Source organism: Sediminicola sp. YIK13 (assembly GCF_001430825.1).
Lineage (GTDB): Bacteria > Bacteroidota > Bacteroidia > Flavobacteriales > Flavobacteriaceae > Sediminicola.
This window is the reverse complement of the sequence record NZ_CP010535.1, coordinates 647,291-671,493: the sequence shown is the minus strand read 5'-3', so window position 1 is coordinate 671,493 and position 24,203 is coordinate 647,291. Positions and strand designations below refer to the sequence as shown.

Genomic DNA, 24,203 nt, shown 5'->3' with positions numbered 1-24,203 from the left:
TATTTACGATCTTGTCGTTACTAATTAACTCCTTAGGATAAAAAAGCCTACCAAGCCTGATAGGAAGATAAGCCCATAGCCAAAGAGTATGTACTTTTTTAATAAGGGGCTGCCATTCCATAAGGCCAGGCCTATTTTTACTACGGTATTGGCTAATGTAGCCAAAATAATGGCTATCTGCGCTGATAAAACAGCAAGGGTTTCACCCCCCAACTTAGATACGGATATAGTAATCGCATCAATATCTGTCAAGGCACTTATAGCACTTGAAATATAAATTCCCTTATCCCCATATTCACTGCTGGCGTAACTTACCAAAATTAAAATCCCTGTATATAATGCCCCAAAAAAAAGGGCATCCCTAATATTAAGAGGCTGGCCTAGAGGCAGAGATTCCGTTAAGCGCTCTTTTGATGTTTTTTTATTGTAAAAGAAGAAAGTAACCCCAAGTCCTGTAAACAATAAAACCAATAAAGGGACCGTCAGTCCTTCCAATAAGGCTTTATTAAAAATAAAAACTAGAACGGCGACCCTGACGATCATTATAGTTGCAGCTGCAAATATCCCCATGGCATAGTTACTGGATAGAGAAGGTGCTTCTTTACTTTTCTTTGAAAATGTCCATGTTACCACCGTACTGGAGACCATCCCACCAAATATACCTGTAAATAATATTCCCCTATCGGCCCCTAAAAATTTCATGAGGATATAACCAACAAATCCAATACCAGAGGTCAATACTACTACCCATCCTATTTCTCTGGGATTGATCACATTAAACACCCCATAATCCTTATCGGGTAAAAATGGTAAAATCAACAGACCAATTACGACAAATCTGACAAAGGCATAAATTTCTTCTTGCGTCAACTGGCCAATAATGTTTTTTAATTTAACCTTGAGGGACAAAATGACCACTACAATCACCATAAATGCCAGGCTTTCCGTTAAAAAACCCAATAGGGTGAGCCCACCCAGCAAATAGGTAAAAATAGTAGCAAATTCGGTCGTCCCCCCCGTCTTCCCTTTATTGGCTTCGATCCAATAGGCCAACCCTACCAAAAAAACAACACCTAAGAACCCTATGGCAAATACCCATTCATTCAACACAAAACTCAATAACGCAGCTATAAAACCAAAAAGCGAAACAATGGTAAACGTGCGTACACCAGCGAAAATTTCTTCCTTTTCAGAATGTTTGGAGAACTCCCGTTCCAATCCTAAAACAAAACCAATTCCTGCGGCTACCAACATTCTATACAAAAACTCCATCTCGGTGAGCTTCAGAAGTTCATTTTGCACGATAAAGCCATCCATCATAGGTTCTAAAAGTTAAAATAGAGTTCATATTTAATTATTTACTGCCATTATAAAGACAGCAAAAAGGAAAGGTCTTGCCGATTTGAAAAACCTGTGGCACAAATAATATCATACCATTGCCTATAAAACCAAAGCTATTTTAAAGCGAAGGTCTTTAAAATGATAAAAATCATATCAAATTCTCAGATTTTCTTAAAGTCAGAGGAACAATTGGCCTCTGAATTAAGACATATTATGTAATAAGGGAAACCAATTTAAAGGATTGTTTGGCTATTTCGAGCTCCTCATTAGTGGGCACTACCAAAATTTTTACTGGGGAATCAGATGTATGCAATTCATGGATTCCTGCTTCTCTTTTTTCGTTGGCCCCATCATCCATGAGAATGCCCAAAAAATCCATTCCTGTACATACCCGTTTTCTAAGCTCACTTGAATTTTCACCAACGCCTGCTGTAAATACTATGGCATCCAAGCCGTTCATTGCCGTGGCATATGCCCCTATATATTTTTTGATCCTGTAGGCGTTCATTTCCAGCGCGAGATCAGAAGCAATATCACCTTTTTCTGCGGCTGCTTGAACGTCTCTTAAATCGTTGAAGCCGGTAAGACCTTTCATTCCGCTGTCCTTTAGCAACATACGGTTCACCTCTTTTAGATCATACCCTAGCGTTTCCACTAAATAAAATATTATGGAATGGTCTATGTCGCCACTTCTAGATCCCATAATAAGTCCGTTTGCAGGGGTAAAACCCAAACTGTGATCTACACTTACCCCATCTACCACTGCGGTGATACTACAGCCATTTCCGAGGTGGATACAAATGATTTTTGATTTTGGCTTATTTAGATGGTTAATGGTAGCTCTAGAAACATATTGATGACTTATTCCATGAAAGCCATACACTTGTATTTTATGCTCGTCATATAAATGATTTGGGATGGCATACTTTTTAGCCTTGAATGGTAAGGTTTGATGAAAGGCTGTGTCAAAGACGGCAACTTGTTTTGCTTCTGGAAAAATTTCTTCGGCAAGATCCAATCCTTCCCAATTATGGGGATTGTGCAATGGCGCCAATGCAAAAAGATCTTTTATTTTATCTTTTACAAAGGGGGTCACCATGGTTGGGGCCGAAAATGTGGTACCACCATGGACCACCCGATGGCCTATCACCTGTATTTCATTGGCTTGACCCACGATGCCTTTTTTTGAATCCACCAACAACGCGGCTATATGTTGTAATCCTTGTTTGTGCGTGTTTATTTGCAGGGTTTCCTCAACGTTTACCTTAGCTGTTTTATATTGAAACAAAGCTTCTTTGGATCCTATCCTCTCTACTAACCCCTTGCATAATACTTCCTCTGAAGGCATATCTATCAATTGGTATTTGATAGAAGAGCTTCCGGAATTCAATATCAATATTTTCATATTCTAAATTTCTTATATGCCCTGCGCTTGGATGGCAGTGATCACTACGGTGTTAAAAATATCATTTACGGTACAACCACGGCTCAAATCATTTACAGGCTTGTTCAACCCCTGTAAAACTGGGCCAATGGCCAAGGCTCCTGTTTCTCTTTGTACGGCCTTATACGTATTGTTCCCAGTATTTAAATCAGGAAAAATAAACACACTTGCTTGGCCCGCAACCTCAGAATCGGGTAGTTTGGTCTTACCAACTTTAATGTCCACCGCTGCATCGTACTGTATGGGACCCTCTATTTTTAAATCTGGTTTCATTTTTTTTACCAGCTCTGTAGCCCTCCTTACCTTATCCACATCCTCCCCTATCCCAGAGGCACCGGAAGAATAAGAAAGCATGGCCACTTTTGGTTCTATCCCAAATGCCAAACTTGTCTCCGCAGATAAAATAGTAATCTGGGCCAATTCTTCAGCGGTTGGGTTGGGATTGATGGCGCAATCGCCAAAAACAGTGACCCTATCCTCCAAGCACATAAAAAAGACAGAGGACACCACAGAAATCCCCGGTTTGGTCTTTATAAATTGCAGTGCCGGTCTAATGGTATGTTGGGTGGTGTTCACCGCTCCCGAAACCATTCCGTCCGCATGTCCCTTATAGACCATCATGGTTCCAAAATAAGAAGGATCCTCCATCAGGTCACGGGCCATGGCCAGGTTTAGATTTTTATGTTTTCGCAACTCGTACAACGTTTTGGCATAATCCTCAAAATATGCGGATTCGGTGGGCAAGACAATAGAAATTTTTTCCAGGTCCAATCCCAAATCCATTCTAGCAATTTTATCAATGATTTCCTTCGGATCGCCCAACAAAGTAATATCAACGGTATTGGTATCGACCAATTCCTTTGTGGCCATCAAAATGCGATCATCCATGCCTTCCGGCAATACAATGTGTTTTTTAATGGATTGGGCTCTTTTGACCAGATTGTACTGGAACATCCTAGGGGTGATCCCCGAAGCCTTAAAGGTAATTAACCTTTCTTCCAGGGCATTTACCTCTACATAGTTCTGAAAAGCGTGAATGGATGTCGTGATCTTCTGTAAGTTCTCAGCATACATCCGAGGCCTAATGTCCCCAATTCGATTGGTAATGGAATAGGTCCCCCCTTGCACGGAAATGATGGGAACAATTTCGGAAAGCCCTTCAATCAGCTTAATAATGGATTCTTCGGGTAATAGTCCGCCTGTGAGCACTATTCCTGATATCATGGGGTAATTAGCGGAAAGGTTAGCTTGAAGAGCCCCGAGTATGATATCTGCCCTATCGCCAGGGGTTATCACCAAACTATTACTTTTTAAATGAGTCAAATAATTCCTTAATTGCATGGCCCCAACGCTGAAGTACCCAGCCTGGTTGTTTAAATAAGCTTCCCCAAAAAGTACTTTGCCATCCAATTCTTCCACAATTTCTTTGATCGTGGGATTGGCTAACACCGGATTTAATGGTATTACATTTACCAAAACCTCAGAAGGCAGGTTTGCTATGAGGCCGTCTTTTACGGAATCCAAATAGTCCGGATCCACCTTATTTGCCACTACGGACAATACCTCCACTCCCTTTTCCTTAAAGGAATCATAGGCGATCTGTATGTTCCCAATTAAATCTTCAAGAGTTTTTCCTACGCCGCTAGATAGTAGGATCGTGGGAATACCGAGGTTTTTGGCCATTAATACATTAATATCCCATTCAATGATATTGTCTTCCCCAGAGAAATCGGTACCCTCAACCAACATAAAATCAAACCGGTCCTCAATAGCCTTATATTTTCCAATGATCTTACTGATGATCTCATCCTCTTTCCCCTTATTTTTTTTTTGGATAATCTGACTTCTGGTATAGGCATATGCATCCTCGAATTCTAATTCCAAATCAAAATAAGTAATCATTGTTTTTATATGATTATCCATTTGTCCTGGCAGAAAGTCATCGATGATTGGCCTAAAATAGCCCACTTTTGCAGCCTTGCCCAATAACATTTGCATGAGGCCCAAGGATATGATTGATTTACCACTATTGGGACCAGTAGTGGCTATATAAATTGCTTTACTCATTAGTAATCAACAGTTTGAAGTTATTTAGGTTTTTATTTTCACCAACAGCAGAAAAGATACTAAAATTCTATGCTCCAAGTTTATAGATTTTTAGAAAATTTGGGGTTATTTAAAGGTCTTTTGTTGTGTCAACCACTGGTACAACTTATCTACATCTTCTTTTTGACACAATTGTGTACCCGGTGTCATGGTAGCTGCTGTTCCACATGCCACGCCATATCTAACCATTTCACCAAAAGAATCACCAGATGCCAAGCGCAGTACCATTCCAGCGACCATGCTGTCCCCTGCTCCAATACTGCTGACATGTTGTACGGTTGGGGCTGGGATATGTTCGCTCCCTTTGACTGTCACCAACATGGCACCTTTGGGACCCATGGAAACCACCAGTACGGTACAGTTATGCTCCTTTATAAATTTTAAAGCCAAGGATTCCAGATTCTGTGTGGTAATTCGTGATACACCACAAAGGGAACTGAGTTCCCCTAAATTGGGCTTTAGCAAAAAGACTCCAGTTTTGGCTCCTATTTCCAGGGCTTCACCTGACGTATCTAAAACCATCCTGGCTTTTTTTTCAAGCGCAATTTTGGCCACCCGGGCATAAAAATCAACTGGGATATTTGGTGAGAGACTGCCACTGGCCACTAGGTAATCTCCTTCATTTAAAAGCAAGGGCAAATCTTCCAAAACCTGTTGCCATTCGGTATCCTGCACTTTCGGCCCGGGCATACCAAAGCGAAACTGTTGTTCGTTTGTAGTATCCGTCACTGCTAAATTTTCTCTTGTCCATTCTTCTATTGTCATGATTTTTTGGGCTATCCCTTCCATGGTCAATAGTTCCTTCATATGTTCCCCCGTTGGTCCGCCAGAAAGATAAATAGCCACTGAGGACCCTTCTAATTTTTTAATTGCCCTGGAAACATTAATGCCTCCGCCCCCCGGCTCATATATTGGGACCTTACAGCGCAGCTTTTTAAAGGGCAGCACTCCTGCTACCGAGGTACTTTTGTCCAAGGCGGGGTTCATGGTTAGGGTGAATATCCTTTTCATATGATTCTAAATAGTAAGACGTTGATTTTATAACATAAATGCATCTTTAGGTCAAAAGTATCCCCAACCATCGAAGATATACATGACGGTTGTCATTTCTAAAATATTAGGTTGTCTCTACTTTCACAAAAAAGAAATTAAATGAAAGGAGTACTGCAACTTGGCAAAATTGCCGGAATAAAAATAGAAATACACTGGACATTTTCCTTTTTATTGATATGGGTAGTATTTCTCGACCTCCAACAAGGGGGAAACCTGAATTCGTCACTCTTGAATATACTTATTATACTAATTCTATTTTTATGTGTGGTACTCCACGAATTGGGTCATGCACTTACAGCCAAAAGATTTGGGGTCGGCACAAAAAAAATAACATTATTACCTATCGGAGGAGTAGCTCTTTTAGAAAAAATACCAGAAAAACCTGTACAGGAGCTATTCGTAGCATTGGCAGGCCCAGCCGTAAATGTACTGATTGCCATACTGCTATCGTTCTTTATTCCCTTTGAAAACTATATGAGTATGGATCCTTCTGGGATGGAAGATTTTTTAAACACTTCCGGTTTTCAAAGCCTACTCTTATTTCTATTTTTAGCCAATATTATGTTGGTGTTATTTAATATGATCCCTGCCTTTCCCATGGATGGTGGAAGGGTTTTAAGATCCCTTTTGGCATTTAAATTGGGCCGGGTGAAGGCAACAGAGATTGCCTCCAGCTTGGGGCAGGTATTGGCCGTTTTATTTTTCATGCTCGGGGTTTTCTTCAATCCATTTCTAATATTGATAGCCTTGTTCATTTTTGTAGGGGCCTATGGAGAGAACCAAATGGTAAAAAACCAATCTATTTTGGAAGGCCATATTGTTGAGGAGGCCATGCTTACCAAACTTACCCTGCTTCATCCGCAAGATACTATCCAACAAGCGATAAATGCGGTATTGGCAAGTACAGAAAAGGATTTTGTGGTCATGGATAACAATCAAATTGCAGGAGTATTATATCATAAGGATATTGTTAAAAACGCCAATAAGCCATCTGTATTGATCAAGGATGTTATGCAAAAGGATATTAAAACTGTAGATATAACACAAGCAATTACCTCAGTTTTAGAAAATATAAGGAATGAAAAAAGCACTTTTTATCCCGTCACACATAATAATGAATTGGTTGGAGCCATTGATATGACCAATATCAGCGAATTCATTGTCTTTAAATCCAATCCAAATCAATAACTGTAATGCTACTCAAAAAAGCCATACCCTGTCTCCTGCTTTTAGTCTCTTGTGGTAAAAAACAAGAAATAGTACGTCCTGTGGAAATCAAAATGACAGAATCTGTATATTCATCAGTTACCATACAACCCGATAGTCTCTACCAGGTATATTCGGCCGTTAATGGCATCTTGGATATCAACTTGGTTGAAGAGGGTGATCTGGTAAAAAAAGGGGCGCCCATTTTACAGATTATAAATACATCTCCGAAATTAAATACAGAAAATGCCCGTCTCAATGTGAAATTGGCCCAGGAAAATTATCAGGGCAATTATGCAATTTTGAGGGACATTCAGGACGAAATGAATGCAGCCCGTTTGCGCTACCGGAACGATTCCATAAATTTTTTCAGACAAGAGGCCCTTTGGAAACAAAAGATAGGGTCCAAATTGGAATACGACACCAAAAAATTAAATTTTGAACTTTCAACCAATCAACTACAACTGCTACAGACGAAATACAACCGAACCAAAAATGAGCTGAAGACCCAATTGGAACAAGCTAAGAATAGCTATAGAACTTCCTTGATAAACACGGAGGATTTTACGGTAGAAAGCAAAATTAACGGGAAGGTATATGCCCTGTTCAAAAATCCTGGGGAGCTGGTCAGTACTATGGAACCAATTGCCGCCATAGGTAAGGATGATGATTTTATAATTGAAATGTTGGTGGATGAAGTGGATATTGTAAAAATAGCCTTGGGATTAAGAGCCCTCATCACTCTTGATGCCTACGGATCCGATGTTTTTGAAGCCAAGATCAGTAAAATCTACCCTAGGAAAGAGGAACGTTCCCAAACCTTTAAAATTGAAGCTGAATTTGTATCTCCTCCCAAGGTATTGTATCCAGGACTTTCGGGGGAGGGAAATATTATTGTTGCAGAAAAAGAACATACCCTTACCATCCCCAAAGAGTATCTTATGGAAGGGAACAAGGTAAGGACCTCGGAAGGATCCGTTGTGGTTTCTATTGGCTTACAAAATTTGGAACGGGTGGAAATCTTATCCGGAATAACCAAAGAAACTGAATTACTAAAACCAGAAAAATGACCAATTGGAAAGTCATTTTAGGAATTGCAAAGACACATCTTACCACCAAGATGAAATCTACCATTACCGCTTCACTTGGGGTCACTTTTGGGATAGGCGCTTATATTACCTTGGTAAGTTTTATGACGGGACTAAATAGTATGCTGGACGATCTGATCCTCAATCAAACCCCACATATCCATATTTACAATGAAATAGAACCAAGTGAAAAACAACCCATAGGTCTTTATGAAGATTATGCGAACACTTTTAATGTAGTGCATTCCATCAAGCCCAAGCAGGCCCAAAAAAAAATCCACAATGCCGTGCCCATAATCCAGTATTTAAAAGCGGACAAAAACGTTCTGGGCGCCACCCCACAATTGGGGGCACAAATCTTCTATTTATCAGGGTCTATAGAATTGGGCGGGAAATTGACAGGAATTGATATTATGGAAGAAGTCCGACTATCAAATATTCAGGATTACATCATCCAAGGCACACCCATTGCGTTAAAAAACAATGACAACGGTATTCTTCTGGGAGCTGGATTGGCTAAAAAAATGTCTCTCTCCCCTGGGGATAGGGTGCAGATCAGTACTGTTTCGGGCGATGTCTTTCCGTTAAAAATTGTGGGGTTGTACCAAAGTGGTATCGCCGATCTGGACAACGTACAAAGTTATGCCAACTTAAAAACGGTACAACGCATACTCGGTGAAGCAGAAAACTATATTACCGATATCAATGTAAAACTTAATGACATCTCTAAGGCGGAGTCAATGGCAATTACAATGGAACGCCAATTTAAGGTGAAGGCAACGGACATCAACGAGGCCAATGCACAGTTCGAAACTGGATCAAACATCCGGAACCTCATAACCTATGCGGTTTCCATTACACTATTAATCGTAGCCGGTTTTGGAATCTATAATATTCTCAACATGCTCATTTACGAGAAAATGAAAGATATCGCCATATTAAAAGCGACTGGATTTTCTGGTCGTGACGTTAAACTCATCTTTATGAGCCAGGCCATGATCATTGGTATTCTAGGAGGTGTTAGTGGTCTGATCGTAGGGTATATCCTTTCAAACATAATAGATAAGGTACCCTTTGAAACGGAGGCGTTGCCCACCATTACCACATATCCTGTCAATTTCAATGCTTGGTACTATGTCATAGGTATTGTTTTCGCCTTAATTTCGACATTTATAGCGGGGTATTTGCCCGCAAATAAGGCAAAAAGAATAGACCCGGTACGAATTATTAGAGGATCTTAAAACCCATGTATGGATTTCGTTTTAGAAGCTAAACATATCAACAAACATTTTAAAAAACCAGTGCCTTTTCATGTCTTAAAGGATATTTCATTTCAGATAAAAAATGGAGAGTTCGTTTCCATTATGGGAAAATCTGGTTCTGGGAAATCCACTCTTCTTTATATTCTTTCTACCATGGACACCGATTATGAAGGAGAACTATATTTCAACAATGAACTTATTACGGGTAAAAAGAATGAAGAACTTTCAAGAATTAGAAATAAAAACATAGGTTTCGTTTTCCAGTTCCATTACCTCCTTTCTGAATTTTCGGTCTTGGAAAATGTGATGCTCCCAGCAAAAAAATTGGCAGAAAAATCATTTGGAGAAATAGAGCACAATGCCATGGAAAAACTAAAAATGTTGCATATTGAACATTTGGCCAACAATAAAGCTTCACGGATATCAGGAGGTGAAAAGCAACGTGTGGCCATTGCAAGGGCTTTGATCAACAACCCCACCATATTAATGGGTGATGAACCCACCGGAAACCTGGACAGCCACAATTCTGAAAACGTATTTCAAATTTTAAAGGAATTAAAGGAGAATGAAGGTTTGTCCCTCTTAATTGTTACCCACGATATTGATTTTGCGAAAAGAACGGATCGGATCATAGAAATGGAAGACGGAAGGGTCATTAGACAATAATTATGGGATTTAATTGATTGGTCATTCTTCCCATTTTCTAAGTTTATTTTTAAGCAGGTGGACTTCCGACTGCATCTGCTCTACCCTTTCCAACAGGTGGTGAATGGCCTCCAAACCTTCCAGATTAATACCAAGATCCTGATGTAGCCTCACCATTTTCTCAAGCTTTGGCAGTTCTTCCTGATGGATATAGTGTTCTTGTTCCACGATCTCCACTGTCACCAAATCATACTCACCAAGTGTAAAAACAAAAGACTCCTCTATCTCATGACTACTACAAAAATCCTTTATCGTTATATAGTACGTATTCATCATCTTCGATTACAGGTTATAGGTTTGTTTTTTCAAGTTCCTCAAACAACTCTTTTTGTCTAGGTGTCAAGTATGTTGGTATTTTCACGGAATAGGTAACAAAAAGATCTCCAAACTGCCCATCTTTTTTATACTTGGGGAATCCCTTGCCCTTTAATTTTACCTTGGTGCCGTTTTGGGTATTCGGTTTTACTTTCAATTTGACAACACCAGTTAAAGTGCTTATGGTAATTTCACCCCCTAAAACAGCTTTAATCAAGGGAATTTCCTCTGTTTTGTATAAATTTTCGCCCTCTCTTTTAAAGGCCGTATTATTTACAATTGAAAAAGTAATATAAAGATCTCCATTGGGTCCTCCATTAACTCCAGCCCCCCCATGTCCCGCTATTTTAATCGTCTGGCCATCCTCTACCCCAGCCGGAATAGTGATCCTTATTTTTCTGTTGTTTACCGTAAGGGTCTGCTTATGGGTTGTATAGGCATCCATAAGACCAAGCTGAAGCTCCGCATTAAAATCTTGTCCTCTGAATTTAACCTGCCTTCGCTGTGACCTTTGGCTACGTCCTCCAAACATGGCATTAAAAAAATCCGAGAAATCACCGGCCGTTTCCCCGCCGCCATACCTATAATCTTCAAAACCTTCCCTTCCAAAGGCGGAAGATCGTGACCGCTGCTTCCTTGCCTCTTCAAAAGCTTCTGCATGCTCCCAATCCTTACCGTATTGGTCATACTTCTTACGTTTTTCAGGATCACCAAGCACTTCATTGGCCTCATTGATCTGTTTGAACTTTTTTTCCGCTTCCTTGTCGTTGGGATTAAGATCGGGATGGTATTTACGGGCCATTTTCCTGTAGGCTTTTTTGATCTCTTTCTCAGATGCCCCTTTGGACAGCCCTAAAACCTTATAATAATCTATGAAATCCATATGTGTTAATGTGCCGAAGCTTTTTAAATCTGAACCAATACCCAAATAAATTTCGGGCCTTGCTTCAAATCTATAACCGTAGGACCAAATTAATTATGACAAATGTCAGTTCTGTATTCCTCGAGCAAAAAAGTAGTGAGTCTTGTTGGCCCTCCTGATCATATTACTTGAAATCCGTGGGCGTAGGGATCATCATTATCAATGATAATGTTGTTGTAACCATACACAAAGGCCCAACCTTGAACACTTGGAACAATGGCTGTTTTTCCATTCAGGGCGGTGACCGATTCTACCTTTCCAATGAATTTGGAGCCGATAAAGCTCTCATGAATATATGCTTCTCCCACCTGCAGTTTTCCTTTTGCGAATAACTGCGCCATCCGGGCCGATGTTCCTGTACCACATGGTGATCTATCAATCGCCTTTTCTCCATAAAAAACAGCATTGCGGCCAGAAGAAGTTGGGTCTAAAGGATTCCCAGTCCAGAGTATATGGGAAACATCCCTTATCGTATCATTCTCTGGATGTATAAATCTATCCGGGTATTTTTTATTGATATCGTCCCGTATCACCTGTGAATATCGGATGATATCATTGGCAGTGAAATTATGAATTCCTGAAAAGTTTTTTTGGGGATCCACAATGGCATAATAGTTACCGCCATAGGCTACATCGAAGGTAAGTTCTCCCAATTCCGGACAAGCTACGGTCAAATTTTCAGCGGCCAAATAACTCTTTACATTGATCAATTTTACCCAATCTACTTTTTTGCCTGTTTGTTGATATTCTATTTCCACCAACCCAGCAGGAGCTTCCATTAAAACCTTCCCGGGATTTTTTGGGGTCACGAGCCCTTCCTCTATGGCTATGGTAATGGTGCCAATGGTCCCATGACCGCACATGGGCAGACAACCGGATGTTTCTATGAACAAGATGGCAAAATCATTATTGGGATCATGCGGAGGAAAAAGAATACTTCCACTCATCATATCATGCCCCCTTGGCTCGAACATCAACCCGCGACGAATCCAATCATACTCCTTTAGGAAATGTTGTCTTTTCTCGCTCATGTTGTTCCCAATTAAATTAGGTCCACCCCCGGCAACAACACGTACTGGATTGCCACACGTATGGGCATCAATACAAAAGAAGGTCTTTCTACTCATTGGTTCGCTTCTTTATGTATTCATTTATTCTTTGTTCCAAAATAGACAGGGTAACCGTGCCTTGCCCAAGTACCACCTCATGAAAATCCCTAACATCAAATTTAGAGCCCAAGGTAGTTTCTGCTTTTTTACGAAGCTCCCTAATTTTTAGCTCCCCTATTTTGTAGGACAATGCCTGTCCTGGCCATGAAATATAGCGATCGGTTTCCGTATTTATTTCGTGTAGGGAGAGTGCTGTGTTCGATGACATAAAATCTACCACTTGTTCTCGGGTCCATCCCTTCGCATGAATACCGGTATCGACCACCAACCGGCATGCGCGCCACATTTCATAGGTAAGCTTTCCAAAATGTTCATAGGGGGTTGTATACATTCCCATTTCTTCCGCTAAAAACTCACTGTAAAGGCCCCATCCCTCCCCGAAGGCAGAGAGATATAAGTTCTTTCTGAATTTTGGAATACTATCCCCCAATTCCAAGTTCAAGGCACCTTGAAGGTGATGTCCAGGAACCGCTTCATGGACCGTCAAAGAAGGCAACGTATAAAGGGTTCTACTGGGCAGGTCATAGGTGTTTACCCAATAGTAACCTGGATCGGTGCTATTTTTGGATGTGCCAACATATCGCCCGCCTGTATATTTGGGGGCTATGGCATCGGGTACGGGAGCCACACCATACGGTTTACGAGGTAGGGTTTTAAAAAATCGGGGGAGCTGTGCATCGGCCCTTTTGGCAATATCCCTGGCGATCATCAACAATTCCTTTGGGGTTTTTGCATAGAATTGGGGGTCGGTCCTTAGAAATTGGAAAAAATCCTCAAAGCTTCCTTTAAATTCCAGCTGCTCAATAATCTGTTCCATTTGAGCCTTGATCCTGGCCACTTCACTTAATCCAATTTGGTGAATATCATCCGCTGAGTATATCGTATCGGTTGTATAAAAATTTATTCTGTTTTGATAATACCCCTTCCCATTGGGGGTTTCGGAAACACCTATGGCCTCTCTGGTGTTCGGCAGGTATTCCCGTTCGAAAAACGCTTTTATACGCAAAAATTGGGGAGTTACATTGTTTGTAATCGCCTCTTTTGCTGCTTTTAAGACAGAATCTACTTGTATTTGGGTTAGCTCTTTAGGCAGGCTTTGAAATGGTGAATAATAGTAACTGTCCACATAATTTTGAATAATGTGATCGTTGTAGGTTGATTCATACCCCTCAAAAATGATCTTCGGTTGAGACACTCCCTTTTTTAAGCCTTCCCGTAAATTTATAAGATGCTGCTCGACATAATTGGGTACGGCATTTAACTTTCTAAGATATGCCCTTACCTGTTCATAGCTGTTCAAAGGTCTCACCATATAGGTTAAATTGTTATGAAACCCAGAATCTGATAGCAATGGGTTTAAATACCCTTCATATTTGTAAAAGTCGATTTCATCTTGCAATACAAATGCAAGCAGCTTATAAGATATCTGATCAGTTTCGCTAAGGTCCGCAAATGTAAGCGAAGATAATTCAGAGAGAAGGTTCTTGGCAAAATCTGCCTCGGCCTTATAATAATCCTTGCTAAAGAGCCCCAATGGGTAGTCTTTTTTATTATAACCTTCGTGGTTCTCATAGTTACCTATGATTTGGTGCAGGGAAGTTGTTGCATCAATCATTTTATTTTGTGCAAATCCCTGTTGTAACAAGATAAGACAGACAAGTAAGACTCCAGAATATTTCATAGCACCGTTATATTTTATCGTTGGTATACCTTCCATTGACAAGCCTCAAAAGGTTCAATGGGTTCTTGTTTTGCAATGCCTTGGGCAACAATTCATTTGGCCAATCTTGAAAAGCAACGGGTCTGGACCATCTTTTAATGGCGGAGACCCCAACAGAAGTAAATCTGCTATCCGTTGACGCTGGAAATGGCCCCCCATGTTGCATGGATGGACAAACTTCCACCCCTGTTGGGACTCCATTAAAAATAATTCTTCCCACCCTATTGGTCAAGGCTTCTACTATGTCTTGGTAACTCTCCAACTCCTCCTTATTTCCCAAAATGGTTCCTGTTAACTGGCCTTCCAAGTGCTCCAAAATGTTTTTTAATTCAGTCTTGTCCCTGCATTTTACCACTACAGAAAATGGTCCAAATACCTCTTGATGGAGTGTAGTGTTGGCTAAGAATTGGGCTCCACTTACAGTTACTACTTTTTGTTGGGCATAATTGGGTGGCACCTTATTATCGTAAGAACAAACAACAGTTGTCCCCTCCTGATCTGAGAGTTTTTGCTTGGATTCATTATAGCCCTTGTAAATATTTGGGTGCAACATACAGCTCGGCTCTATCTGCTCCAATTCTTGGCCTAATTGATCCACAAACGAATCAAAGGCATCTCCCTCCAATCCTAAAATCAATCCTGGATTAGTGCAGAACTGTCCGGCTCCCAAGGTAATGGACCCCGCATATTGTTTTGCCCAATAATCCCCTTTCTCTAATAGGGCACTCGGTAAGGCAATTACAGGATTAATACTACCCATTTCTGCGAAGACAGGTATGGGCTCTTTACGTTCTGCTGCCAGTTTATAGAGGGCCATCCCCCCTTTTATACTCCCTGTAAAACCTACGGCCTTTATTCCGGAATGCATGACCAATGCTTGACCTACGGCTATTCCCGAACTGTTTAAATTGGAAAATACCCCATTGGGCATACCCGTCTTCTCGGCGGCTTTCAGAATTGCAGAGGCTACCAATTCCCCAGTTCCTGCATGCATGGGATGGCTCTTAACAATAACTGGACATCCGGCTGCCAAGGCGCTAGCCGTATCACCCCCTGCGGTTGAAAAGGCCAATGGAAAATTACTGGATCCAAAAACAGCTATGGGTCCTAAAGGAAGTAGCATTTTTCTTATATCGGCTTTCGGCAATGGAGCTCGGTCCGGCTGTGCCGTATCAATGCTGGCATCAACCCAGGAGCCCTCTTCCAAAAGAGTCGCAAAGGCCCTTAATTGGCCCATAGTCCTCCCCCGCTCACCAACTGCACGCCCTTCGGGTAATCCAGATTCAGAGATATAAGTATCTATAAGCAATTTTCCCAGGGCTTCAATCTCGTCCGCTATAGCTCTTAAAAAATGAGCTTTTTCTAGGGCCGAAACATTTTTGTACTTCCAAAAGGCACGGGTGGCCAAACGAACCGCTGCATCTATCTCATCATTGGAAACTTCCCTGAATTCACATTTGTTATCGATATTCTTTTGGGGGTTGAAAGTCTTAAAACTCTGTTTTCCTTCAGCGGACAACTTGTTCCCAATATAATTTTTTCCAGTAAGCATATTTTGCCTTGTATTTTTATTTGATTAGCATTTAGTTAGAACTAGAAGTATTTCTGAGCGATTTATAATTTGGTAAAACTGGTCTAGTTCTGATACCTTCCTGAATGATATTCAAGACATGTTCCCTTTCTTCTCCTTGCAAAGGTAGTCTAGGAGCTCGTACCCGCTCCGTTCCTATCCCGGTTGCAACCTCTGCCAATTTTATATTTTGAACCAATTGAGGGTTGATATCCAATTCCAATAATGGTAAAAACCATCTATATATGGTAAGTGCCTCTTTAATTCTGCCCGCTTTTGCCAGCTCAAAGATAGCAACTGTTTCTGCTGGAAAAGCATCTACCAATCCGGCAACCCAGCCATCGGCACCCATCAAAATACTTTCTAAGGCCAAGGTATCCACACCACATAAAATTTTCAGCCTATTCCCAAACCTATTCTTGATTCTGGTGATGTTGGAAATATCACGTGTAGATTCCTTAACCGCCTGTATATTTGGATTTTTAAGTAATTCCTCAAACATGTCCAAGGTAACCTCAATGTTATAGTCCACAGGATTATTGTACACCATAATGGGTAATTCGGTACTATTGGCAACCTCTTTGAAATAGGTCATTGTTTCAAAATCAGTCGCCTTATATCGCATAGGTGGTAACATCATTAAACCACTTGCCCCATAGGCTTGGGCATTTTTGGCAGCAAGGATGGCCCCTTTGGTGGTCTGCTCGGCAATATTGATGATCACTGGAACCCGGTAATTGACCAAACGGACCGTTTCCTCAATCAACATCTTTTTTTCATCATCAGAAAGGGTACTTGCTTCTCCCAAGGTTCCGCCCAGGATGATACCGTTCACACCAGCCTCCAATTGTGCCTTAATATTGATCCCAAAAGAATCTAAGTCCAAGGTGTCATCTCCTTTGAATTTTGTGGTCACTGCGGGCATTACCCCTTCCCATTTTACATTCATGATGTTTTTTAATTATGATTATCACACAAAAATAGATCGATACACCTCTAAAAATTAAAAGGATATTAACCTATACTGAGACTATTTTACCTTGATTGTCTAAATTAGACAAAATATTTATGCTAAATATGCATATTTGCAACTGCTATGAAAGTATATCCTTTTAAAATCCCTAAGCCCATTCATGAGAACCTAGTACTTCAAATTGATGAAGGGCCACACTTTTATGATAAATTACATCAGCATGAAGAAATACAGTTAAGCTTGATCGTTAGAGGGCAGGGCAAATTGATAGTGGCAGACAGTATACATCAATTTAAAGAAGGTGATATATTCGTTATTGGCCGCAATTGTCCTCATTTGTTTCAAAATAACGGTCTCGCTAAAGATTCATGTAAAATGATTTCCCTTTTTTTTACAAGACAGACTTTTGGAGAGGCCTTTTTTAATAATCCGGAACTAGAGGAGATTATACATTTTTTTCCAAATGCCGAATCTGGATTCCAACTTTTGAACAAAAAAACAAAGGTCAGCCAGATAATCTACAAAATAAGCGAAACAGATAAATTTAATAGGTTTCTCCTTTTCTTAAAGCTTTTAAAAAAAATTTGTCAGGCCAAAACAAAGGTACTGACCAAATTTGTTTACCCTAAGACCATATCCTTTAATGAAGGTCAACGTATGAGGACCATCTTTGATTATGTGATTCATAATTTTCAAAGTGAAATTACACTCGATACCATTTCCTCCATTGCACATTTGACCCCAAATGCCTTTTGTAGGTTTTTTAAACAACGGACAAACAAGACCTTTTTTCAATTCCTTATAGAACTGCGCATAGAACATGCTTGTCAACTTCTCTTGAACGAAAGGGACCTTTCTATTATAGAAATTTCAGATGCTTCTGGATTTAATTCAATCTCTAATTTTAATAGAAAATTTAAAGCGCTGAAAGGAAATACTCCTTCGGAATATCAGCAACTCAAGAAATCAAATATTTACAGTTAGGTAACGATCTGCATTCGCCATCTTTTCACTATTTTTGGCTCGGACTAGTTAATTAACAACAGAAAAAACATGAAAAAATTAGTATTTGTAGCAATCGGACTTGCTTTTGCATGCAACACTGCACAAAAGACAGTTTCCGAGGCTACCCCAGTGGCCATCAAAAAGGTAAGCCCAACAACATATGCATTGAGCATTACTGAGGCAGAACTTAAGGAACACCTTTACACCTATGCCTCAGATGAGTTTGAGGGACGGGAAACAGGACAACCCGGACAAAAGAAAGCCGTGGAATACCTAAAGGCCCAATATCAAACAATGGGAATTCCTGCTGCTCAGGCCAATGGTGACTATTTCCAGGCCGTTCCCTTACAAATGAGCAAACTGCCAAAGGGAACTATTTCCATAAATGGAACATCTTATCCAATGGGAGAAGACTTCCTGACCTTTTCAGAGGCAAATGGGAGCTATACTGAAATTGCCTATGCCGGTTACGGTATAGAAGAGGAAAATTATTCAGATTATGAAGGTTTGGATGTAACCGGAAAAATACTCTTGATCAAGGCGGGCGAACCAACCCTTGAAAACGGCAATTATGTACTTTCTGGAACCAAGGAGAAGTCGGTTTGGAGCAACATGTCCGAATCCATTGGCAAAAGAATGGAATTGGCCTTAAAAAAAGGTGCAAAAGGAGTTTTATATTATGATGCTGATAATTTTTCCCGATTCAAAACGAGGTATGACTATATGCTGAAAAATGATTCAGGAAGAATGGGATTAAAGGATTCTAAAGAGGAAGATTTCAGTAGCTTTTTCATCAATGCCAAAATGGCCAAGACCTTATTGCCGAGCATTGAAAAGGATCAGACTGCAAAAGTACTGCCATTGAATGTCACCTTATCCATTGAGAGTGCGAATATAGAATTGAACTCTGAAAACGTGGTCGCTTTCATAAAAGGATCTGAAAAGCCTGAAGAATGCATAATTATCTCTTCCCACTTAGATCATATAGGAATAAGTAAAAATGGGGATATCAATAATGGCGCTGATGATGATGGATCTGGTACCGTAGGATTGTTGGAAATTGCCCAAGCCTTCAAAAAAGCTGCCGATGCTGGTAACGGTCCTAAAAGATCTGTGGTATTTCTTCATGTAACCGGAGAGGAAAAAGGACTTTTAGGTTCCATGTACTATACGGATGTTGAGCCTATCTTTCCTTTGTCACAAACTGTAGCCAATCTGAATATTGATATGATCGGTAGAATTGATCCAAAAAGAGAAGGGGACAGAAATTATATCTATTTAATTGGATCTGACAAATTGAGTACGGAATTACATGAGTTGTCTGAAGAAGTGAACAACAAGTATTCAAAACTGGAGTTGGACTATACATACAATGATGAAAACGATCCGAACCGTTTTTATTATAGGAGTGACCATTACAATTTTGCTAAAAACAATATTCCGATCATTTTTTATTTTAACGGTACCCACGATGATTACCATAGACCTGGTGATACACCGGATAAAATTAATTACGACCTCTTGGAGAATAGGTCCAGGTTAGTTTTCTATACCGCTTGGGAACTTGCCAATCGTGAAAACCGTATCGTTGTGGACAAGGCCATGTAAAAAGATATTAAATTCATTAATAAAGCCCCAATTATTTGTAATTGGGGCTTTATTATTTTCACAGGACCAGAAGTTTACTATATGCTTTTGCTTGATCTTACCGATAGGATTACGTTAGATAGCCAGAAGAAAAACCAACGCACAAAAAAAGCCCCATCAATGAAGATGAGGCTTGTAATTCTGGGTGGAAGACCGGGTTCGAACCGGCGACCCTCGGTACCACAAACCGATGCTCTAACCAGCTGAGCTACAACCACCATTTGTAAGCGGATGCAAATGTAAATTTTTAAAACCTTCTTTCAAAATAAAATATTCCATTTTTTTATTTTTTAATACTCCTATTGAAAGAAAAATACCTGCGCACAAATTAAACTTCTGATTGCCAGCAGATTTATTGGAAGGCTTGTTTGAACTTGAATATTATGTTACGTTACTTGCGAATGTATAGATCACAAGGGACTATTAATACATATAGTGGTTTACCTCATATGCATTTGGTAGGAATTTTCCTTATTTTACAAGGGGTTAAAGAATAACACCCAATACCTTCCGCATTACCAAAAAGAGTACATAACATCGATGAAATACCATTTTTCACGATTAAAACACACAATTTTTGACACTTCACAACATAAATTAGAATTTTGCACGTTAAGATGTTAGTTTTAGCCATAATAACTTAAAGAGTGAAATGTACCTATTAAGACCAACTACGATTCGCAACAAAAAAACACCAAATAGAGCTATCTTATTTATGGTGCTTTTTTTTGGCGCTTTAACAATAGTAGCAGCCCAGAATAAGGTAAAGGACAGTTTAACCAAAGTTCTTCATGAAGTTTATGCCCAGAAGAATTTTTCAACCTCCGATACCACTTATATTAATCTTCTGAACAAATTAAGTGCAGAATTTGCCTATCATACTTCCGATAGTCTAAAAATATTGACTACCCAAGCTTTAAAATACAGTAAGAACTCCAACTACAAAAAAGGCGAAAGTGAAGCTCTTATGAATATGGGGATCTATCATTCCAATATGGGAGAGTCTTCAAGGGCAATTGCCCACTATAAGGAGGCATTGAAAATTGCCAATGACACTGACAATGACCTTATTAAATTGAAAATTATTAACGTTTTAGCCACTGAGTACAATTGGGCAGGAGATTATACCAAGTCGCTTGATCTTTTTCTAGAAGGCACGGAGTTGGCCGAAAAATCAGGTCACGAACGACGATTGTCTATTCTATTGGAAAATCTGGCCAATCTTTATGCTTCCCAAAAAGATTATGAGCAAGCCATTATCTTTTATGAACGGGTGAAAAAATTAAATGAGGACATCGGAAACGATATTAGCAAGGCGCAGACTATGTGTAACATGGCCTCTGTTTATGCTGATATGGGCAAATTTGAATATGCCATGTTTAATGTAAATGCCAGTATTCCAATCTTTGAGAACAATCATATTTTGGATTGGCTAGCCTATTCTTACGAGGTAAAAGGCAAAACCTATCTAAGACAGAAAAATTATAAATGGGCACTACACTGGTACAATCAATGTAATCTATTACACAAGAAAATTAATGACGACCGTGGTAAAATTGACCTTCTCAACGGAATGGCCGAAGCCTATTACGGTATGAATGAAATTGAGCTTTCTGAAAAATACGCTCAGGAATCCTTTGAAATTTCCAATAAGATCAATTTCCCGGAGGGCATACAAAAATGTGCCATGACACTATATAGGATCAACAAAAGCAAAAATAAATATAGCGAAGCCTTAAAGTTCCACGAAATTTACCAACAGGTTTCAGATACCCTCTCCAGGGACGAGAATAAACGAGGTCTGGCGATGCTTAAGACCAAGATAGACCACGAAAAAGAACAAGAAGCATTAATTTTAAAAAATCAGCAGGCCCTAACTAATCAGAAATATGTTGTATATGGTGCCATTGTCATCATTCTTATTTTTATCGTGATTACCCTATTAATACACAGAGGTCAGAAAATTCAGAAAAAACTGAATGTAAAACTCCAAAACCAAAAAGAGGACCTCCTAAAAAGGGAGATAGAGTTAAACGAAATCAATCTGACAAAAGATAAATTATTTTCCATTATAGGTCATGATTTGAGAGGTCCTATAGGTGCTCTTCAAGAACTATTAAGAATGTTGAAGGTCGGAGAAATACAACAATCAGAATTTATGGATTTCATACCAAAATTGCGTGATGATGTGGACCATATCTCCTTTACCTTGAACAATCTACTATCTTGGGGTCAGACACAAATGAAAGGGGCTGTGACCAAACCGACTGCTTTTGGATTGGAAGAACTAGTAACTGACAACATAAACCTATTATCAGAAATAGCTGAAAATAAATCGATAAAAATGATCAATAGGATTTCGGACAACACAATTATCTGGTCCGATGTCAACCAAATAGACATTGTTATAAGGAATCTTATCAGTAATGCCCTGAAATTTACGCCTGAACATGGAATGGTTACTATAGATGCCCAAGAGGGGAAAGATCATTGGGAAATTTCTGTTCGGGACTCTGGTATCGGGATGGACTTGGTCACCCAGGATAAATTGTTCAATGCCAATTCCAACCACACCACTTATGGCACCAACAATGAAAAGGGTACCGGTCTTGGCCTTTCTCTCTGCAAGGAAATGGTTGAAAAAAATAATGGGAAAATTTGGGTAGAAAGTGCTTTAAGAATCGGAACCTGCTTTTTCTTCACCATACCAAAATCCCAGAAGGATTACAAAAATGTAGGCTAGATCAAATCAGATAGATTGGCAATGGCCACATGCCTTTCTGCAGTAAAACCTTCAGCATATTCCGTACCCACCAATCTTCCCAGATCTCTTGCCCTATATTTTACACTTTCTATAAAATTTTTACTACTGATGGGTGTTTCTGGCTCATTGCTCTTTGGATCAAAGAACTGTGAACCATAAGCCAAGATAGCTTCTGTTTTTTTATCTATAAAACCACTTACATCAACCACAAAATCAGGTTCTAAATTTTTCCATTGTATATAATGGTACACTTGCTTTGGCCGCCAAGCATCCTGCCATTCATCACTGCCCTCTAGTTTAGTATCAATTTTTACCAAGCCGCTTAAGAAACAGGCGTCGCTTACCAAGCTACTTCCTTTGGCATGGTCTATATGACGATCATCAATTGCATTGCACAATACAATTTCTGGCCTATATTTTCTCAACATTTGAATAATGCCCATTTGATGCTTTTTATCGTTCATGAAAAAACCATCGGCATATTCCAAATTTTCCCTTACGGTAACTCCAAGTATCTTGGCAGCAGCAGCGGCTTCCTCATCCCGTATCTCAGCAGAACCTCTTGTACCCAACTCCCCTCTTGTTAAATCTATGATCCCAACTTTTTTACCGTTAGCGACTTCCTTCGCGATAGTTGCTCCTGCTCCAAGTTCGGCATCATCTGGATGCGCACCGAATACTAAAATATCTAGTTTCAAAGATTCTAATTTAAATTTATACTTAGTTACTATGCACTGTTCTGCTCTTTGCTTTTACCGTTGCCAATGCTTGTTCTATATCTGCAATAAGGTCCTCTACTTCTTCTATACCTACCGAAAAACGGATCAAACCATCGGCTATTCCTTGTTTTTCACGCTCTTCTGCACTCAAAAGTGAGTGCGAGGTTAACGTAGGAGATAAAACGGTGCTCTCCACCCCTGCCAAACTCATAGAAGATTTAATAAGTCGTAAGGACTTTTGAAACAAGGAGGAGTTCAGGTCCTTGTTCAACTCAAAAGATAACATCCCTCCAAAGCCTTTCATTTGCGCTTTGGCCAATTCATGCCCTGGATGTGACTCCAACCCTGGATAAAAGACGGCCTGTAAATCATGGTGCACATATAGATACTTGGCCATCTCCATGGCATTTTCGTTTTGGGCCCTTACACGAATTCCCATGGTCTTTATGCTACGTTCCAACAGCCACACGGTATAATCACTTAAACTACCACCAAAATTCTTGGCCAATTGAAAAATACGTTCCATATGTTCATGTGAAGAGGCTACGGCCCCAGCCAATATATCGGAATGTCCTCCCATGTATTTGGTGGCACTGTGCAGCACCACATCAATTCCAAAATCGATAGGATTTTGATTCACGGGACTCGCAAAGGTATTGTCGATCATAGATACCAAACCATGTTTTTTGGCGATTTGTGCCACAGCCTCCAAATCTGTAATGGTGAGTAAAGGGTTGGAAGGGGTTTCTATATAGATCACCTTGGTATTCTCCTTAATTTTCGCCTCGAAATCCGCTGGTTCCAAACCTGTAGTAAAAGAATATTCTATACCAAACTTGTGGAATTCCTCTGTCACTAGATTATAGGTGCCTCCGTACAGGGTATTTTGAAGTACAATATGGTCTCCAGCCTTTAAAAAAGCCATTAAAGCCGTACTAATTGCGGCCATACCACTACCAAAGATGATGGCAGCCTCCGCATGTTCCAAAGCTGCAATTTTTTTGGAGAGCGCCACTTGGTTGGGAGTATTAAAATACCTGGGGTAACGTTTAACATCCACATCTTCAAAAGCATAGGATGTACTCATAAAAAGAGGTGAAACAGCTCCTTTGAACTGTTCATCCTGTATTTCCCCGAAATGGGTACAAATGGTATTTAAACCTTTTATATTGTCGGCCATGATGACTACTATTT

19 protein-coding genes and 1 tRNA gene are annotated in these 24,203 nt (G+C 39.9%); 7 read left to right on the top strand and 13 right to left on the bottom strand.

What is annotated here, in order from left to right; genetic code table 11:
- Positions 1-24: 24 nt before the first annotated feature.
- The 4 genes from SB49_RS02965 to SB49_RS02950 all read right to left on the bottom strand — a co-directional run bounded on the left by SB49_RS02965 (position 25) and on the right by SB49_RS02950 (position 5,902).
- Entirely contained in the window at positions 25-1,320 is a 1,296-nt protein-coding gene (locus tag SB49_RS02965) for an MgtC/SapB family protein (RefSeq protein WP_062053701.1), read from the bottom strand.
- Between the two features lie 232 nt (positions 1,321-1,552).
- Positions 1,553-2,746, bottom strand: a complete 1,194-nt coding sequence (locus tag SB49_RS02960; protein ID WP_062053699.1) for an acetate/propionate family kinase — start codon at positions 2,744-2,746, stop codon at positions 1,553-1,555.
- 12 nt (positions 2,747-2,758) lie between these two features.
- Positions 2,759-4,852 (bottom strand): phosphate acetyltransferase, encoded by a 2,094-nt coding sequence (pta, locus tag SB49_RS02955; RefSeq protein WP_062053698.1) that lies wholly within the window; start codon positions 4,850-4,852, stop codon positions 2,759-2,761.
- Positions 4,853-4,957: 105 nt separating this feature from the next.
- Positions 4,958-5,902: a 1-phosphofructokinase family hexose kinase gene (locus SB49_RS02950; RefSeq protein ID WP_062053696.1), complete on the bottom strand. Its 945-nt coding sequence runs from the start codon at positions 5,900-5,902 to the stop codon at positions 4,958-4,960.
- A gap of 141 nt (positions 5,903-6,043) precedes the next feature.
- Between SB49_RS02950 and SB49_RS02945 the strand changes: the two genes are divergently transcribed.
- From SB49_RS02945 to SB49_RS02930, 4 genes are read left to right on the top strand one after another with little or no spacing between them, the layout of a single operon-like run.
- Positions 6,044-7,132 (top strand): site-2 protease family protein, encoded by a 1,089-nt coding sequence (locus tag SB49_RS02945; RefSeq protein ID WP_062053694.1) that lies wholly within the window; start codon positions 6,044-6,046, stop codon positions 7,130-7,132.
- A gap of 5 nt (positions 7,133-7,137) precedes the next feature.
- A complete protein-coding gene (locus SB49_RS02940; RefSeq protein WP_062053692.1) occupies positions 7,138-8,220 on the top strand; it encodes an efflux RND transporter periplasmic adaptor subunit in 1,083 nt (360 codons plus the stop codon).
- Positions 8,217-9,479: an ABC transporter permease gene (locus tag SB49_RS02935; RefSeq protein WP_062053690.1), complete on the top strand. Its 1,263-nt coding sequence runs from the start codon at positions 8,217-8,219 to the stop codon at positions 9,477-9,479. Before SB49_RS02940 ends, SB49_RS02935 begins: the two co-directional genes overlap by 4 nt.
- Before the next feature lie 9 nt (positions 9,480-9,488).
- The gene (locus SB49_RS02930) at positions 9,489-10,166 is read left to right on the top strand and encodes an ABC transporter ATP-binding protein (RefSeq protein WP_062053688.1); all 678 of its coding nucleotides are present in this window, start codon (positions 9,489-9,491) and stop codon (positions 10,164-10,166) included.
- A gap of 21 nt (positions 10,167-10,187) precedes the next feature.
- Here the strand turns inward: SB49_RS02930 and SB49_RS02925 are convergent, their stop codons facing one another.
- The 6 genes from SB49_RS02925 to SB49_RS02900 form a co-directional block, all read right to left on the bottom strand.
- On the bottom strand, positions 10,188-10,481 hold the full coding sequence (locus tag SB49_RS02925) for a chaperone modulator CbpM (RefSeq protein WP_062053685.1): 294 nt from the start codon (positions 10,479-10,481) through the stop codon (positions 10,188-10,190).
- 13 nt (positions 10,482-10,494) lie between these two features.
- Positions 10,495-11,403 (bottom strand): DnaJ C-terminal domain-containing protein, encoded by a 909-nt coding sequence (locus SB49_RS02920; protein WP_062053683.1) that lies wholly within the window; start codon positions 11,401-11,403, stop codon positions 10,495-10,497.
- 158 nt (positions 11,404-11,561) lie between these two features.
- The gene (locus SB49_RS02915; RefSeq protein ID WP_062053681.1) at positions 11,562-12,569 is read right to left on the bottom strand and encodes a 4-hydroxyproline epimerase; all 1,008 of its coding nucleotides are present in this window, start codon (positions 12,567-12,569) and stop codon (positions 11,562-11,564) included.
- Entirely contained in the window at positions 12,562-14,292 is a 1,731-nt protein-coding gene (locus SB49_RS02910) for a DUF885 domain-containing protein (protein WP_062058791.1), read from the bottom strand. Before SB49_RS02910 ends, SB49_RS02915 begins: the two co-directional genes overlap by 8 nt.
- A 7-nt stretch (positions 14,293-14,299) precedes the next feature.
- Complete coding sequence (locus SB49_RS02905) at positions 14,300-15,883, bottom strand: aldehyde dehydrogenase (NADP(+)) (protein WP_062053679.1); 1,584 nt, start codon at positions 15,881-15,883, stop codon at positions 14,300-14,302.
- A 31-nt stretch (positions 15,884-15,914) separates the two neighbouring features.
- Positions 15,915-16,850 (bottom strand): dihydrodipicolinate synthase family protein, encoded by a 936-nt coding sequence (locus SB49_RS02900; protein ID WP_062053677.1) that lies wholly within the window; start codon positions 16,848-16,850, stop codon positions 15,915-15,917.
- Between the two features lie 147 nt (positions 16,851-16,997).
- Between SB49_RS02900 and SB49_RS02895 the strand changes: the two genes are divergently transcribed.
- Positions 16,998-17,858, top strand: a complete 861-nt coding sequence (locus SB49_RS02895; RefSeq protein ID WP_062053675.1) for an AraC family transcriptional regulator — start codon at positions 16,998-17,000, stop codon at positions 17,856-17,858.
- 69 nt (positions 17,859-17,927) lie between these two features.
- Positions 17,928-19,487: a M28 family peptidase gene (locus SB49_RS02890; protein ID WP_062053673.1), complete on the top strand. Its 1,560-nt coding sequence runs from the start codon at positions 17,928-17,930 to the stop codon at positions 19,485-19,487.
- 182 nt (positions 19,488-19,669) lie between these two features.
- On the opposite strand, the gene SB49_RS02885 is transcribed toward SB49_RS02890, so the two are convergent.
- Positions 19,670-19,745, bottom strand: a tRNA-His gene (locus SB49_RS02885).
- Positions 19,746-20,178: 433 nt separating this feature from the next.
- Here SB49_RS02885 and SB49_RS02880 point away from each other — a divergent pair.
- Complete coding sequence (locus tag SB49_RS02880) at positions 20,179-22,269, top strand: tetratricopeptide repeat-containing sensor histidine kinase (RefSeq protein ID WP_235537824.1); 2,091 nt, start codon at positions 20,179-20,181, stop codon at positions 22,267-22,269.
- Here the strand turns inward: SB49_RS02880 and bshB1 are convergent.
- The gene (gene bshB1, locus SB49_RS02875) at positions 22,266-22,988 is read right to left on the bottom strand and encodes a bacillithiol biosynthesis deacetylase BshB1 (protein ID WP_062053671.1); all 723 of its coding nucleotides are present in this window, start codon (positions 22,986-22,988) and stop codon (positions 22,266-22,268) included. The genes SB49_RS02880 and bshB1 overlap by 4 nt on opposite strands.
- A 22-nt stretch (positions 22,989-23,010) precedes the next feature.
- Positions 23,011-24,189 carry a trans-sulfuration enzyme family protein gene (locus tag SB49_RS02870; RefSeq protein WP_062053669.1) on the bottom strand — a complete coding sequence of 393 codons (1,179 nt, stop codon included), beginning with the start codon at positions 24,187-24,189 and terminating at the stop codon, positions 23,011-23,013.
- Positions 24,190-24,203: the final 14 nt, after the last annotated feature.

Coding starts and splice junctions, on each gene's coding strand:
- SB49_RS02945 (WP_062053694.1), top strand. CDS start 6,044: ATGAAAGGAGTACTGCAACTTGGCAAAATTGCCGGAATAAAAATAGAA.
- SB49_RS02935 (WP_062053690.1), top strand. CDS start 8,217: ATGACCAATTGGAAAGTCATTTTAGGAATTGCAAAGACACATCTTACC.
- SB49_RS02965 (WP_062053701.1), bottom strand. CDS start 1,320: ATGATGGATGGCTTTATCGTGCAAAATGAACTTCTGAAGCTCACCGAG.
- SB49_RS02910 (WP_062058791.1), bottom strand. CDS start 14,292: ATGAAATATTCTGGAGTCTTACTTGTCTGTCTTATCTTGTTACAACAG.
- pta (WP_062053698.1), bottom strand. CDS start 4,852: ATGAGTAAAGCAATTTATATAGCCACTACTGGTCCCAATAGTGGTAAA.
- SB49_RS02930 (WP_062053688.1), top strand. CDS start 9,489: ATGGATTTCGTTTTAGAAGCTAAACATATCAACAAACATTTTAAAAAA.
- SB49_RS02900 (WP_062053677.1), bottom strand. CDS start 16,850: ATGAATGTAAAATGGGAAGGGGTAATGCCCGCAGTGACCACAAAATTC.
- SB49_RS02940 (WP_062053692.1), top strand. CDS start 7,138: ATGCTACTCAAAAAAGCCATACCCTGTCTCCTGCTTTTAGTCTCTTGT.
- SB49_RS02895 (WP_062053675.1), top strand. CDS start 16,998: ATGAAAGTATATCCTTTTAAAATCCCTAAGCCCATTCATGAGAACCTA.
- SB49_RS02905 (WP_062053679.1), bottom strand. CDS start 15,883: ATGCTTACTGGAAAAAATTATATTGGGAACAAGTTGTCCGCTGAAGGA.
- SB49_RS02960 (WP_062053699.1), bottom strand. CDS start 2,746: ATGAAAATATTGATATTGAATTCCGGAAGCTCTTCTATCAAATACCAA.
- SB49_RS02880 (WP_235537824.1), top strand. CDS start 20,179: ATGTACCTATTAAGACCAACTACGATTCGCAACAAAAAAACACCAAAT.
- SB49_RS02870 (WP_062053669.1), bottom strand. CDS start 24,189: ATGGCCGACAATATAAAAGGTTTAAATACCATTTGTACCCATTTCGGG.
- SB49_RS02915 (WP_062053681.1), bottom strand. CDS start 12,569: ATGAGTAGAAAGACCTTCTTTTGTATTGATGCCCATACGTGTGGCAAT.
- SB49_RS02890 (WP_062053673.1), top strand. CDS start 17,928: ATGAAAAAATTAGTATTTGTAGCAATCGGACTTGCTTTTGCATGCAAC.
- SB49_RS02925 (WP_062053685.1), bottom strand. CDS start 10,481: ATGATGAATACGTACTATATAACGATAAAGGATTTTTGTAGTAGTCAT.
- SB49_RS02920 (WP_062053683.1), bottom strand. CDS start 11,403: ATGGATTTCATAGATTATTATAAGGTTTTAGGGCTGTCCAAAGGGGCA.
- SB49_RS02950 (WP_062053696.1), bottom strand. CDS start 5,902: ATGAAAAGGATATTCACCCTAACCATGAACCCCGCCTTGGACAAAAGT.